At 61.8% G+C, this 13,066-nt stretch carries 17 protein-coding genes; 5 read left to right on the forward strand and 12 right to left on the reverse strand.

Features of this window, described 5'->3' with window-relative positions; genetic code table 11:
* Positions 1–264 precede the first annotated feature (264 nt).
* The gene (locus JQ629_RS18185) at positions 265–666 is read right to left on the reverse strand and encodes a GFA family protein (RefSeq protein WP_212031907.1); all 402 of its coding nucleotides are present in this window, start codon (positions 664–666) and stop codon (positions 265–267) included.
* A gap of 156 nt (positions 667–822) precedes the next feature.
* Between JQ629_RS18185 and JQ629_RS18190 the strand changes: the two genes are divergently transcribed.
* Positions 823–1,308 carry a DUF4240 domain-containing protein gene (locus JQ629_RS18190; RefSeq protein WP_212413838.1) on the forward strand — a complete coding sequence of 162 codons (486 nt, stop codon included), beginning with the start codon at positions 823–825 and terminating at the stop codon, positions 1,306–1,308.
* A 45-nt stretch (positions 1,309–1,353) separates the two neighbouring features.
* Here the strand turns inward: JQ629_RS18190 and JQ629_RS18195 are convergent, their stop codons facing one another.
* From JQ629_RS18195 to JQ629_RS18230, 8 genes are all read right to left on the reverse strand, one after another.
* Positions 1,354–2,166 (reverse strand): DUF3658 domain-containing protein, encoded by an 813-nt coding sequence (locus JQ629_RS18195; RefSeq protein WP_212413839.1) that lies wholly within the window; start codon positions 2,164–2,166, stop codon positions 1,354–1,356.
* A 197-nt stretch (positions 2,167–2,363) separates the two neighbouring features.
* On the reverse strand, positions 2,364–3,824 hold the full coding sequence (locus tag JQ629_RS18200) for an ammonium transporter (protein WP_212413840.1): 1,461 nt from the start codon (positions 3,822–3,824) through the stop codon (positions 2,364–2,366).
* A 36-nt stretch (positions 3,825–3,860) separates the two neighbouring features.
* On the reverse strand, positions 3,861–4,199 hold the full coding sequence (locus JQ629_RS18205) for a P-II family nitrogen regulator (RefSeq protein ID WP_008142813.1): 339 nt from the start codon (positions 4,197–4,199) through the stop codon (positions 3,861–3,863).
* A gap of 383 nt (positions 4,200–4,582) precedes the next feature.
* A complete protein-coding gene (locus JQ629_RS18210) occupies positions 4,583–5,185 on the reverse strand; it encodes an ATP-dependent Clp protease proteolytic subunit (protein WP_212389501.1) in 603 nt (200 codons plus the stop codon).
* A 56-nt stretch (positions 5,186–5,241) separates the two neighbouring features.
* Positions 5,242–5,601 (reverse strand): SRPBCC family protein, encoded by a 360-nt coding sequence (locus JQ629_RS18215; protein WP_212413841.1) that lies wholly within the window; start codon positions 5,599–5,601, stop codon positions 5,242–5,244.
* Positions 5,598–5,912, reverse strand: a complete 315-nt coding sequence (locus tag JQ629_RS18220) for an ArsR/SmtB family transcription factor (protein WP_212268531.1) — start codon at positions 5,910–5,912, stop codon at positions 5,598–5,600. The genes JQ629_RS18215 and JQ629_RS18220 overlap by 4 nt, the downstream gene beginning before the upstream one ends.
* A 55-nt stretch (positions 5,913–5,967) precedes the next feature.
* On the reverse strand, positions 5,968–7,275 hold the full coding sequence (locus tag JQ629_RS18225; RefSeq protein WP_212413842.1) for an ammonium transporter: 1,308 nt from the start codon (positions 7,273–7,275) through the stop codon (positions 5,968–5,970).
* A gap of 91 nt (positions 7,276–7,366) precedes the next feature.
* Positions 7,367–7,705 (reverse strand): P-II family nitrogen regulator, encoded by a 339-nt coding sequence (locus tag JQ629_RS18230; RefSeq protein ID WP_192740630.1) that lies wholly within the window; start codon positions 7,703–7,705, stop codon positions 7,367–7,369.
* A 337-nt stretch (positions 7,706–8,042) separates the two neighbouring features.
* Between JQ629_RS18230 and JQ629_RS18235 the strand changes: the two genes are divergently transcribed.
* On the forward strand, positions 8,043–8,960 hold the full coding sequence (locus tag JQ629_RS18235) for a DUF4339 domain-containing protein (RefSeq protein ID WP_212413843.1): 918 nt from the start codon (positions 8,043–8,045) through the stop codon (positions 8,958–8,960).
* A gap of 20 nt (positions 8,961–8,980) precedes the next feature.
* On the opposite strand, the gene tesB is transcribed toward JQ629_RS18235, so the two are convergent.
* Complete coding sequence (gene tesB / locus JQ629_RS18240) at positions 8,981–9,844, reverse strand: acyl-CoA thioesterase II (RefSeq protein ID WP_212413844.1); 864 nt, start codon at positions 9,842–9,844, stop codon at positions 8,981–8,983.
* A gap of 179 nt (positions 9,845–10,023) precedes the next feature.
* Between tesB and JQ629_RS18245 the strand changes: the two genes are divergently transcribed.
* On the forward strand, positions 10,024–11,244 hold the full coding sequence (locus JQ629_RS18245) for a ubiquinone biosynthesis hydroxylase (RefSeq protein WP_212413928.1): 1,221 nt from the start codon (positions 10,024–10,026) through the stop codon (positions 11,242–11,244).
* A 120-nt stretch (positions 11,245–11,364) separates the two neighbouring features.
* On the opposite strand, the gene JQ629_RS18250 is transcribed toward JQ629_RS18245, so the two are convergent.
* Positions 11,365–11,559: a Trm112 family protein gene (locus JQ629_RS18250; protein ID WP_212268540.1), complete on the reverse strand. Its 195-nt coding sequence runs from the start codon at positions 11,557–11,559 to the stop codon at positions 11,365–11,367.
* Between the two features lie 43 nt (positions 11,560–11,602).
* Positions 11,603–12,142 carry a TetR/AcrR family transcriptional regulator gene (locus tag JQ629_RS18255; RefSeq protein ID WP_212413845.1) on the reverse strand — a complete coding sequence of 180 codons (540 nt, stop codon included), beginning with the start codon at positions 12,140–12,142 and terminating at the stop codon, positions 11,603–11,605.
* Positions 12,143–12,236: 94 nt separating this feature from the next.
* On the opposite strand from JQ629_RS18255, the gene JQ629_RS18260 reads away from it, so the two are divergent.
* Together JQ629_RS18260 and JQ629_RS18265 are read left to right on the forward strand one after the other, a co-directional pair.
* Positions 12,237–12,587 carry a hypothetical protein gene (locus JQ629_RS18260; protein ID WP_212210265.1) on the forward strand — a complete coding sequence of 117 codons (351 nt, stop codon included), beginning with the start codon at positions 12,237–12,239 and terminating at the stop codon, positions 12,585–12,587.
* A 66-nt stretch (positions 12,588–12,653) separates the two neighbouring features.
* Positions 12,654–12,980 carry a hypothetical protein gene (locus JQ629_RS18265; protein WP_212413846.1) on the forward strand — a complete coding sequence of 109 codons (327 nt, stop codon included), beginning with the start codon at positions 12,654–12,656 and terminating at the stop codon, positions 12,978–12,980.
* Positions 12,981–13,066 lie beyond the last annotated feature (86 nt).

Below are 13,066 nucleotides of genomic sequence, written 5' to 3' on the forward strand. Positions count from 1 at the left end.
CCAACGTCCGTGACGACGGCCGACGCCCTTCTGAGTAGGACGGGATGGGCGAATATATGCCCCTGATTTGTGTTCTGGTAAACAGAAATATTTTTAATCTTGGGGGCTTGACACGAATTCCGAAAAACAGAACTGATTTGCCCGTCGTGTTGTTTTTGTCACAGCTAAGCGTCATTGCGAGGAGCGAAGCGACGAAGCAATCCACAATCGCTATGACGCGCTATGGATTGCTTCGCTTCGCTCGCAATGACGATGCTGGAACACCTACCGCTGCGGCAACCGCTCGAAACTCGGCATGCCCTCGGGAATGTGGTGGAAGGGCTGCTTGTCGACTGTGTAGATGGCGATCTGCGGCGTGATCAAAGCAGGGTTATCGAGGGTTCCGACCTTCACCACCACGACCGGCCGCTGCGGCCGGGTCACCATATGCGTGCCGCATTCGGCGCAGAATTCGCGTGTCACCGGCTTCTCAAGGTCCTTGCGTGAAAACTGCTTCGGCCCACCTTTGGTGTATTTGAAGCCGTCGGGCGGCATCACAACGAACATATTGGGCGAACCGCCGGTAACGTACTGGCATTCGCGGCAATGACATTGCGCCTGCATCATCGGCTCGCCCTCGGCCACATAGCGCACAGCGCCGCAATAGCATCCGCCTTCGAGTTTCATGACGTTCTCCCGGTTATCGTTGCAGTCAATTCTGCGCCGCGTGCCGAATTTGGCAATGCTTTTTTAGCCCTGGTTTCTGTTCCATCGTGATTTCTGCCGTTCCCGGATTAGTCTGTGCATGACGCCGGAAGGCGAGCTCGTTGGCAGGAGCATGTGATGGACGAGGACCGTTTTTGGAAGATCGTGCAGCGCGCGCACGATAATTCGGGCGGCGACATGGATCAAAAATGTGATGTGCTGCGCCAGCAAATCGCAGCGCTGCCGAAGGACGAGGCGCTTGAATTCGCGCAGCACTTCGATGCGATGATGGACAAGGCCTATTACTGGCCGCTGTGGGGTGCGGCTTACGTCATCAATGGCGGCTGCAGCGACGACGCCTTCTCCGATTTTCGCGCGGCGTTGATTTCCAGGGGACGTCAGGCCTTCAAGCGCGCTCTGTCGGATCCGGACTCACTGGCGGACGACGGTTTTGATGAATTGGACTGGTTCTACGAAGGCTATCAATACGCCGTCACCGATGGCGTCGAAGCGGTTGCCGGCAATCCACCGCAGCGGAGTGCGCCGGCCCAGCCTTCCGGAACCGAGTGGCAGGAAGACGAGGTCTACGACCTGTATCCGAAACTCAGTGCGAAGTTCGGCTGACAGTTCGAGCAACGTAAGCGCTGCCGGGCTTTCGCTGCAGTTTGCCTATTGTGTTCTCGGCAGTCTCACGAGACTCTGCATTTCAAGAGCAGATTCGCCCTGAATTTCCAGCTGACCGCTCGCAGCCATGGCATCGATGCGTGCCGCCAGGACGACATCTCCGACCTGAAGGACTTCATCGTCCATCTCTGCAGCCAAAACCTCTCCGACGATCATCGCTACCTTTTGCCAGTCGTTCGTTGCGTAAGACATCAACCGCTCGTCGAAGAAGGAGATTGGCGCCGATACAAGCTCGCCACCTTCGATCACACGCAGCGGGGCGTTTTCGAAGCGAAGCCGCTGCCAGAGATCCCGATATCGCTGCCGTTCGGTCGCCGGCAAAGGTTCGGCCAAATCCCAAAGCTTCTCTTGGCGTATCGTGTTCGCGTTGATCAAGCCGAGACTCATGGGCAAGGCGGGCGGTCGAGATAAGCCATTCTCCGGTGGGCAGGCTATTCTGACTTCGCTCAGGTCGACTACTTCGCACGATGCGTCGTGCATTCGCCACAGCAACTCGAGAAAGCCGGCATATTCCATGGCCGATCGCCGCGACAGCCAGGCGACCTTTCGGCGGCCAGGGGAAAGCGCCTCGCGCCAGAACGCCTCTGTTTCGGGAGCGATTTTGTTCCATCCCGTCCAGCCAAGCTCATCCTCAACCCATTTCGATCGCAACGGCAATTCGAGAGGATTTATTGGCCCGAAGCTGAGGCAGTCGAACGAGGAGATGACCTGATCGTCGCGGCCGGCATCTTCCAACGCCGTTCTCAGGCTCTTGGCGCCGGAAGGCGTGAAAACGACGTGGAGCAGGCCGTGCGTCATCGAGAGTCCTCGGTAGATGCTTCCGATGCCATGGTCCGAGTTGAGCGTCCACTCAAGTTCGATTCAATTTCCAGAGGGCAACAAAAAGAAAGGGGCTCCAACTTGCGCTGGAGCCCCTCAACGGTCAGGGCATTGCCGGGTATGTGCCCGAACCGGAGTTGTGGGAGCGATCTTGTGAGATCGCTCCCCGGGAGAACTCACATATTGTAAGCGCGCTCGGTGTGCTCAGTGACATCGAGGCCTTCACGTTCGGTCTCGACGTTGACGCGCAGGCCGACGATGACGTCGACGACCTTGAAGAGGATGGCAGAACCGATGCCCGACCACACCAGCGTGGTGCAGACGCCCCAGAGCTGCGAAACCATCTGGGCTGAGAAGTCGTATTCCGCGATCTTGCCGATGGTGTAGTCCATGACGCCGGTACCGCCGAGCGCCGGGTTCACCAGGATGCCGGTGCCGAGCGCGCCGACGATGCCGCCGACGCAGTGGACGCCGAACACGTCGAGCGAGTCGTCATAGCCAAGCGCATTCTTCACCACGGTGCAGAAGAACAGGCAGACGACGCCAACCACGAGACCGAGCACGATCGCGCCCATCGGACCGGAGTAACCGGCCGCGGGCGTGACTGCCACGAGGCCCGCCACCGCACCCGACAACGCGCCGAGCACCGAGGGATGACCCTTGACGATCCATTCCGCGAACATCCAGGCCATCGCCGCCGCTGCGGTTGCAACGAAGGAGTTGGTCATGGCGAGCGCGGCGCCACCGGAGGCTTCGAGGTTTGAACCGGCATTGAAGCCGAACCAGCCGACCCAGAGCAGCGAAGCGCCGATCATGGTCATGGTCAGCGAGTGCGGAGCCATCAACTCCTTGCCGTAACCGACGCGCTTGCCGATCAGGAGCGCACCAACCAGACCGGCGATGCCGGCGTTGATGTGCACCACGGTGCCGCCCGCAAAGTCGATCGCGCCCTTCTTGAAGATCCAGCCCTGGTCATCCCCGAACGCGGTCTTCGCCGCATCGAAGGCAGCCTGCGCAGCCGCCTTGTCTGTCGCGGCTTCGAAGGTCTTGAGCGCGGCGGAGATCGCGTCCGGTCCGGCCCAGTACCAAACCATGTGCGCGATCGGCAGATAGATCAGCGTTACCCAGAGCGGCACGAACAGCGCGACAGCCGAGAACTTCATGCGTTCGGCGAAGGCGCCGACGATGAGTGCGGGGGTGATGCACGCGAAGGTCATCTGGAAGCAGATATAGATCAGCTCCGTGATGTTGACGTCGGCGGAGAAGGTCGCCGCCTGAGCGTCGAGAATCGTCTTGCCTTCCGGCGCGATCTTCAGGAACGCCTTGGAGAAGCCGCCGATGAAGTCCGATCCGCCGGTGAAGGCGAGGCTGTAGCCATAGACCGACCAGATCAGGGTGACGATGCAGACGGTGTAGAAAACCTGCATCAGGACCGAGAGCATGTTCTTGGAGCGGACCAGACCACCATAGAACAGTGCAAGGCCGGGGATCGTCATCAACAGCACCAGTACCGTCGACGTGAGCATCCAGGCGTTGTCGCCCTTGTTGACAGTGGCTTCCGCGTAAGCGGAGGTCGCGGCGAACATGCCGACGGCGAGGGCCGTCAATCCCGCGCTATAGGGACGTTTGAACGTCATTTGTTGTACTCCTGAGTGGTATGATTGAGCGCGAGATCAGAGGGCCGCGGCATCCGCCTCACCGGTGCGGATGCGAACCGCATGGTCGAGGTTGATGACGAAGATCTTGCCGTCGCCGATTTGTCCGGTTTTTGCTGCCGAGGTGATGGCGTCGATGGTCTTGTCGACCTGGTCCGAGGCCACCGCGACCTCGATCTTGATCTTGGGCAGGAAGCTCACCGCGTATTCAGCGCCGCGATAGATTTCCGTGTGGCCTTTCTGCCGACCATAGCCTTTGACTTCCGTCACCGTGAGACCGTGAACGCCAATGGCGGTCAGGGCGTCCCGGACTTCTTCGAGTTTGAATGGCTTGATGATCGCCATAACAATTTTCATGGGTCCTATCCCCGCTTGGCCCGGTTCAGACAGACCGGGCGTTCTCGACTGAGGTTCACCACGCGGAGAAGTTCACTTCGCGGGCACAGCCAGGACCCATAGAATCAAATGCCGTGCCAGAACGGCGGATTTCCCTAACGGTTTATGAATCCGGGGCTTTTCGGGGTTTCGGGGAGGGGAACCAAACTGCGCTATTCCGTCGCGCCTAAAAAATAGGCGCGTCTGGTCAAGGCGCGGGCACGCCAGACTCCGGACATAATCCTGCCCAGTGCGAGGGCAGGAAGGCGGTATCCAGATAGGTAGTTCTACTGAAGCGCCTCGCCGTGCTGCGAAATCTCCAAGCACTTTAGCTCCTGCTGCACCGAGACCTGGACGCGGACCCGTCAGGCGGCATCGCGTTCCGCGAGAACCTTGTCGATCAGTCCCCACGCGAGCGCCTGCTGGGCGGTCATAAAGTGATCGCGGTCCAGCGTCCGTTCCACCTCCTCTTCAGGACGTCCGCAATGCTGCGCATAGAGCCGGGTGATGCGCCGCTTGGTCTCCTGCATTTCAGTGGCATGGATCAGGACGTCGGACGCCTGGCCCTGGAAGCCGCCGAGCGGCTGGTGCACGTGAAGGCTGGCGTTGGGCAAGGCGGCGCGGTGACCGGGCTCGCCCGCCATCAGCAGGAACGATCCCATGGAGCGCGCGGTGCCCATGCACAGTGTATGAACCGGTGCCTTGATGAACTGCATGGTGTCGTACATCGCAAGCCCGCTGGTGATCACGCCGCCATAGGAGTTGATGTAGAGATTGATCGGCTTGTTCGGGTTCTCGGCCTCGAGGAACAGCAGCTGCGCGCAAACAAGTCCGGACATGGCATCATTGACCTCGCCGTTCAGGAAGATGATGCGCTCGCGCAAGAGTCTGGAATAGATGTCGAAGGAGCGTTCGCCGCGGGTAGACTGTTCAACGACCATCGGGACGAGTTGCATCATGTCGCGCATCGGCGACCTCCGTTTTAGTAGGTTGATGAAGTCTCAGAAGGTGATGGTGTCTGCGATCAAGCCGCGCGCATCATGCAGCCGCTCTTGCTGTTGCTGTTGGCTGGCCGCGGCCGAATTCTGCGGATATCGCAGGCCTCTTGAATGATGCGGAAGCGGGTGCCGCCGGCCTCGTTTGGCGCGATCTTGAAGGTGACGTGGCTTTCGCGGAACGGCGGTTCTTGCTCGCGCAGACGATAGCGGACCTCCTCGCCCGCGACTGACGATTCCGGTTCGGCTCCGGAAAGATCGCAATCGGGAAGCCAGCGTTCGCGCAGCGCAGGAATGGTCACCGCGCGCCAGACTTTCTCGGGCGGCGCATCGAGTTCGTATTCGAGCTCGAGGGCCTCAGTGTGATCAGGCTCGACGGCATCGCTCATTGATCCATGTCCTTCAAAAGGTCGGAGAGCGCCTCGATGCGCTTCGGCCAGTAGGCGCGGTAGCGCGCAAGCCACGTCCCGATGCTGGCGATACCGTCCGGATCGACTTCGTAGTTCACGAAGCGGCCGTGCCGCTGTTCGCGCACGAGTCCGGCCGCGCGCAGCACCGCGAGATGCTGCGACACCGCCGGTTGGCTGATCTCCATTCCATCGCGCAAGGCGCTGGCGTTGAGGCTTCCGCCGGCGAGCTTCTCAAAGACCTTGCGGCGGGTGGGATCCGCCAGCGCCTTGAAGATGTCGGTTTCGATCATGTCAACACATAAGCACACACTTATGTGTTGTGCAAGCCCGACGCGACGCGGCGGCTTACTGAAGCGCCTCGCCGTGCTGCGAAATATCGAGGCCTTCGAGCTCCTGTTGCATTGAGACCCGCAGCGGCACGAACGCGCTCACCAGCTTGAGCAGCACGAAGGTGACGCCGCCCGACCACACCAGGGTGACGCCGATGCCGTAGAGCTGGATCAGCACCTGCTGCGGATGGCCTTCGATCAGGCCGCCGGTGCCGCCGATGGCGGCGGTGGCAAAAACGCCGGCGAGCAGGGTGCCGGTCATGCCGCCGATGCCGTGGACGCCGAACACGTCGAGCGAATCGTCATACTTGAAGCGGTGCTTGAGCCAGGTGCAGGCCCAGAAGCACACCAGACCCGCCACCAGACCGATGATGATTCCGTGCCACGGTGCGACGTAACCGGAGGCCGGCGTAATCGTGCCGAGGCCTGCGATCGCGCCGGAGATCATGCCGAGCACGGAGGGCTTGCGCCGCGTTGCCCATTCGATCGCGCCCCAGGTCAGCGCGCCGGCGCAGGCAGCCAGATGCGTTGCGGTGATGGCCATGACGGCGCGCGAATTCGCGGCCAGCGCCGAGCCGCCGTTGAATCCGAACCAGCCGACCCACAGCAATCCGGTGCCGATGACGGCGAGCGACAGGTCGAACGGGGAGAGATTGTCGCTGCCATAGCCGTGACGCTGCCCCATCACCTTGGCGGCAACCAGACCGCCGATGCCGGCGGACAGATGCACGACGAGACCGCCGGCAAAATCCAGCACGCCCATGGCGGCGAGGAAGCCGCCGCCCCACACCCAATGCGCCAGCGGCACATAGACGAACATGAACCAGCCGATCGAGAACAGCAGATAGGCCGAGAACCGCATCCGGTCGGCTACCGCGCCCGCCACCAGCGCGACCGTGATGATCGCAAACGTCATCTGGTACAGCATGAAAAGCGCTTCCGGAATCGTCTTCGCCGCCGGGTTGACGCTGTCCATGGTGATGCCGATGAGGAACCAGCGGTCCAGCGTGCCGATCCAGGGACCGTCGCCGACGAACGCCAGCGAATAGCCGAAACACACCCAGAGAATGGAGATGATCGCGACCGCAGCGAGACTCTGCGCCATCGTCGCCAGCACGTTCTTCTTGCGCACCATGCCGGAATAGAACAGCGCCAGGCCCGGTATCGTCATCATCAGGACGAGCGCGGTGGCGACGATCATCCACGCGGTGTCGGCGGCGTTGATGGTCGATGTCTGCGCAAAGGCCGGCGTCGCCGGCGAGACGTTCATCGCAAGAATGCTGAGCGCAGCGATCTTCGCTGCACGAATCGAGAGTGCCCCCATGGAATTTCCCCGGCCTGTTGTCGTTCTGTTGTCGTTTTTTGTTCGCGCGTCAGGCGTCGTTGCCCGCGCGCGTTGAACTGAAATGAAAACTTTAGAGCGCGTCGCTGTCGGTCTCGCCGGTGCGAATGCGAAGTGCGTGATCGATCGGCGTCACGAAGATCTTGCCGTCGCCGATCTGGCCGGTGCGCGCATGCGCGGTGATGACCTCGACCGCCTTGTCCGCGACGTCGGAGGCGACCGCGATTTCGATGCGCAGCTTGGGCAGGAAGTTCACGACATATTCGGCGCCGCGATAGATTTCGGTGTGGCCCTTCTGGCGGCCGTACCCCTTGACCTCGGTGACGGTCATGCCGTGCACGCCGATGGCGGTCAGCGCCTGGCGGACCTCGTCCAGCTTGAATGGTTTGATGATCGCGACGACGAGTTTCATGGTCAGGCCTTCATGTCTCTTGGGATGCAACTCTTTGGAAGTTCGCTTGGAAGTTCTCGGATGGTCTTTTGGATGGTCTGTTTAGACGTTGTTTTTGACGATCTTTTTGACGTTCTTTCGGCGTGGCCGGCAGGCTGGCCGCCCGGCGGCTCGCTGCCAAAATCCAAATCTGGCATCTTTCTATGCAAATGGCACAAAAAACTTGCAGGTTTAAGGGGAAAACATTTGCAGCTGGTGACCTCAGTCCCTGTACAGGGAATATGATCCTCCGACAGAATGGGTTTTTCGCCAGCCGCCCCGCCGGCTTCCCCCGTTTCCACGACCAAAGGGATTTAAAATGTCGAACCGATCGTGGTTTTATGCAGCGAATGGCCAGCAACAGGGGCCCTTTCCGGAAGCCCAGCTGCGCGATCTCATCACAAGGGGCACGGTCAGGGCCGATACGCTGGTCTGGTCAGAGGGAATGTCCGGCTGGCAGCGCGCGGGGGAAATTCCCGGCCTGATGCCGGCAGGCGGCGCCCCGCCACCGGTTGCGCAACCGGGCGGCCCGCCGCCGATGAGCAGCGGCGCTGGCGGTGGCTATGCGGGCGGAGGCGGTTACGCCGGCGGTCCGCTTTCGATCGATTTCGGCATCCTGGAGTTTGTCTGGCGCAGCCTCGTGATGATTATCGGAATGCTGCTGGTGATCCCGGCGCCGTGGGTCCTGGTCTGGTACCTCAACTGGCTCGTGCCGTGCATCAAGGTGCCGGGCCGGCCGAACCTCAGCTTCACCGGCAATGCGATGACCATCGTGCCCTGGTATTTCGGGGCTATCGTGCTTCTCGTTGCGGTAACCTTCCTCGGCAGTGACGTGCTCAGCAATCTGGCGAACCTCGTCCAGTTTGTTCTCTACTGGCTTTTCCTGAAATGGTTCATCGCCAACCTCGCGTCCAACGGGCAGCCGCTCGGGCTCAGCTTCACAGGTTCGATCTGGGCCTATCTGGGATACTCGATCCTCGGGGTGCTCGCCATCTTCACCATCATCGGCTGGGCGTGGGTTTATACCGCGATGATGCGTTGGGCTTGTCGCAATATCCAGGGCACGCAGCGTGAGGTCCTGTTCATCGGCACCGGGCTGGAGTTCCTGTGGCGCGCGATCGTGGCCGGAATTGCCTCGATCTTCATCATCCCGATTCCGTGGGTGTATCGGTGGATGTGGCAGTGGCTGGCGTCGCAGACGGTGTTGGCCGAGCGAGGCGCGCAGCCGAACGGGTAAGGCGTAATCGCTCGAAAACGCTATGCCCGGCGCTGGCGGATCGAGCCTTCCTGGGCCACCGACGCCACCAGCGTGCCGTCGGGCTTGAAGATCAGGCCGCGGGCCAACCCGCGGCCGCCCTGTGCGCTCGGTGAATCCTGCGAATAAAGCAACCATTCGTCGGCGCGGAATGGCCGGTGAAACCACATCGCGTGATCGAGGCTGGCCGGCATCACGTTGCTGTCGAACAGCGTGCGGCCGTAGCGCGCCATCACGGCGTCGAGCAGCGAGAAATCCGACGCATAGGCCAGCGCGCACATATGCAGCGCCGGATCATCCGGGAGTTTTGCCGCGGTGCGGATCCAGACATTGATGCGGCCGTCGTCGATCCGCTCGCCGAAATAGCGGCCGAGTTCGACCGGGCGCAACTCGATCGGCCGGTCCATCTCGTAATAGCGCTGGATGAACTCCGGCATCTCCTTGAACACCGGCTGCTTGGCGACTTCCTCGGCGGAGAGTTTTTCCGGCGGCGGCACGTCCGGCATCTTGTCCTGGTGGTTGAAGGCGCCTTCCTCCTCGGCGTGGAACGAGACCATGATCGAGAAGATCGCGTTGCCATGTTGAATGGCGGTGACGCGGCGGGTCGAATAGCTCTTGCCGTCACGTAAGCGTTCGACCTGGTAGATAATCGGGACCTGCGGGTCGCCCGGCAGGATGAAATAGCAGTGCAGCGAATGCGGCAGCCGGCCTTCCACGGTGCGGCACGCCGCCACCATCGCCTGTCCGATCACCTGGCCGCCGAACACCCGCTGCCACGCCGTTTTCGGACTGTTGCCACGAAACAAATTCACCTCGATCGGTTCGATGTCGAGGATCGAAATCAGGTCGGTCACGCTTGCGGACATGGCGGCACTTTCGGTTTTTCGGGTCATTCCGGGGCGACACGTAGCGTCGAACCCGGAATCTCGAGATTCCGGGTTCACGCGAAGACGCGTGCCCCGGAATGACGTGATTACCCTTGTTTCTCACCTCTGTTTCACCCAGCTATACTCCGGTAGCAAGAGTATGAATGAAGCAGGTCCCTATGCCGGCACAGCGAAGTATTGTCATCTGCGGCGGCGCCTTTGCGGGGCTGGCGCTGGCGCTGGCGCTGCGTCAGGGCCTGGGCCGCGATATTCCGGTTATCGTGGCCGATCCGGCGCTGGCCTCAAAGCCGAGCCGCGATCCGCGCGCCACCGCGATCGTCGCCGCCTGCCGGCGGCTGTTCGAGGCGCTCGGCGTCTGGGGCCAGATCGCGCCCACCGCGCAGCCGATAACAGACATGGTCGTCACCGATTCCAAGCTGGATGACGCCACCCGTCCGGTGTTCCTCACCTTCGCCGGCAATGTCGAGCCCGGCGAGCCCTTCGCGCATATGGTCGAGAACCGCTATCTGATCGATGCGCTGGTGGCGCGCACCGAGGCCGAGGGCATCGAGCTGCGCGCGACCGCAATTGCCTCGTTCGATTCACGCCCTGACGGCGTCGACGTGACGCTCGCGGACGGCACGATCATCGAAGCCAGCCTGCTGGTCGCCGCCGACGGCGCGCGCTCAAAACTGCGCGAGCGCGCCGGGATCGCCACCCATGGCTGGGACTATGATCAATCCGGCATCGTCGTTACCGTCGGCCATGAGCGCGATCATGGTGGCCGCGCCGAAGAACATTTTCTGCCCGCGGGCCCGTTCGCGATCCTGCCGCTGACCGGAAAGCGCTCGTCGCTGGTGTGGACCGAGAACCGCACCGAAGCCGCGCGCATCACCGCGCTCGGCGAAGATGAATTTCACGGCGAGCTCGAACAGCGCTTCGGCCTGCATCTCGGCGAGGTCAAGGCGCTCGACAAGCCCCGCGCGTTTCCGCTCGGCTATTTCGTCGCGCGCTCCTTCATCGCCGAACGTCTGGCGCTGATCGGCGACGCCGCGCATGTGATCCATCCCATCGCAGGGCAGGGTCTCAATATGGGGCTGAAGGATGTCGCTGCTTTGGCCGAAGTCGTGGTCGATGCGGCGCGGCTCGGCATGGATCTCGGCCAGGCCGACGTGCTCGAACGCTACCAGCGCTGGCGGCGGTTCGACACCATGGCGATGGGAGTTGCGACCAACTCGCTGAACTTCCTGTTCTCGAACGAATCGACGCTGCTGCGCACCGTGCGCGACATCGGATTGGGCCTGGTCGATCGCGCGCCGCCGCTGAAAAGCCTGTTCATTCGCCAGGCGGCGGGATTGTCAGGCGAAGTGCCGCGGCTGCTGAAGGGCGAGGCGCTGTAGGCGGCTCTACGAGGCCGTCATTGCGAGCGAAGCGAAGCAATCCATAGCACGGCATAACGGATAGATGGATTGCTGCGTCGCTGCGCTCCTCGCAATGACGCGGAAGCGCCGGTGTTCTCTTCAATCGATCTTCCTGGCCTCTTCCGGCAGCATGATCGGGATGCCGTCGCGGATCGGGTAGGCGAGCTTGGCGGAGCGCGAGATCAGCTCCTGCGTGGAGGCGTCGAACTCCAGCGGGCCCTTGGTGATCGGGCACACCAGGATTTCCAGCAATTTCGGATCGACGGTGCTGTCGAGGCGTTCGGGCGAATTCATTTGTGATCTCCAGCTTGGCCGGTCCCTTAGCACACCAAATTTGTCATCGCGAGGTGGCTATCTGCAGCATTTCGTCGAGCATGGCCTGTTGCTGCGCTTTCGGCAGCGGCTGGTCCGACAGGGCAAAACCGAGAAACGCCCAATAGAGGATTTGCGCGCGGGCGCGGGCCACCTCCGCGGATAATCCGGACTGCGTCAACAGGCTCTCGACATAGCCGAGCCTGCGGCGGTCGATCGCCTGCACCGCCGCCCGCGCCGCGGAGTCGACGCTGGCCCAGGTGCGGACCGCGTTTTCCAGCGCCAGTCTTGCGCCGAACACCCGGCGCAGCAGCACCTTGAGCGGATTCTCGTTCTTTGATGCGGCTTCGACCCCGGCGATGATCTGTTCGGCGGCGATTTCGCGCCATTGCTTGAGGATCGCGGCATGGAACGCGGAAATATCCGCGAAATGCCAGTAGAAACTGCCGCGCGACACCCCCATCGCCTTGGCCAGCGGTTCCGCCTTCAGCGCCGTGAAGCCGCTTTTCGCCAGCGTCTTCAGACCCTGGTCGACCCAATCCTGCCCCGAGAGTTGATCGCCCATGTTCCCGTCCTGCGACATCCCACCATACACTACTGTATTGACAGCCGCCAGGCGGCAAGTCATAACCATACACAACTGTATGGAGACTTGTCCGATGCGCGATATCATTCTGCAATGCGCCGGCGTCGCCGGAATAGCGGTGTCCCTGATTCACGGCGTGCTCGGGGAAACCAAGGTGTTCGCCAAAGCGACCATTCAGCCCGAGAGCCTGCGGACCCTGATCCGGCTGGTGTGGCAGGCCGGCACGGTGGCGTGGATCGGCGGCGCAGTGCTGCTGATCGCGGCTCCTTCCTTCGGCTCAGAGAGCGCCCGGCACTGGATCGTCATTACGGTGATCGCGATCTACGCCTTTGCCGCCGCGGCGAATGCGTGGTGGTCGCGCGGACGCGGCTTTGGATGGAAGGCGCTCACCGCCGTCGTCGCACTGGCGGTCGCGGGATACTAGGCACCTTCCTGCGCCGCCGTGGAAACGGAGATGCCCATGGTCTGGGTGGGAGCAAGGAGAAGGGCCATGGGCAAGATGGATGCGCTTGATGCGGCGATGCTTGCGGCGATTGCTGAAGCCGGCGCCTGCCTCAAGCAAGACGGAAGCCTCCGCGCCGCCAAGCGGCTGCTCAATCAAACCGTCGCGCGTGACGCCTGCGAAGGACCCACCGCCGAAACGATGGAGCAGAAGGCTTTGCTCGGCAGTGCCAATCAAGTGGAGCGGTCCGGGCAAATGTTAATCAGCGCAGCGAACGCATCCAGGGCCCGCTACCGCGGTCCCGTATCACTACGGAGCAAGCTCCGTACCGCTACGGATGCGCAACTTCGCGAGTTCCATTTCGCGGCGCGATAAGTAGTTCCGCGCGCGGTTCCGGATCGGGCGATTCAATCAATCAAATGCACATTAGCGGGCAGATAGATCGAGATTTTCCGTAGAAA

This window comes from Bradyrhizobium sp. AUGA SZCCT0222 (genome assembly GCF_018130205.1).
GTDB lineage: Bacteria > Pseudomonadota > Alphaproteobacteria > Rhizobiales > Xanthobacteraceae > Bradyrhizobium.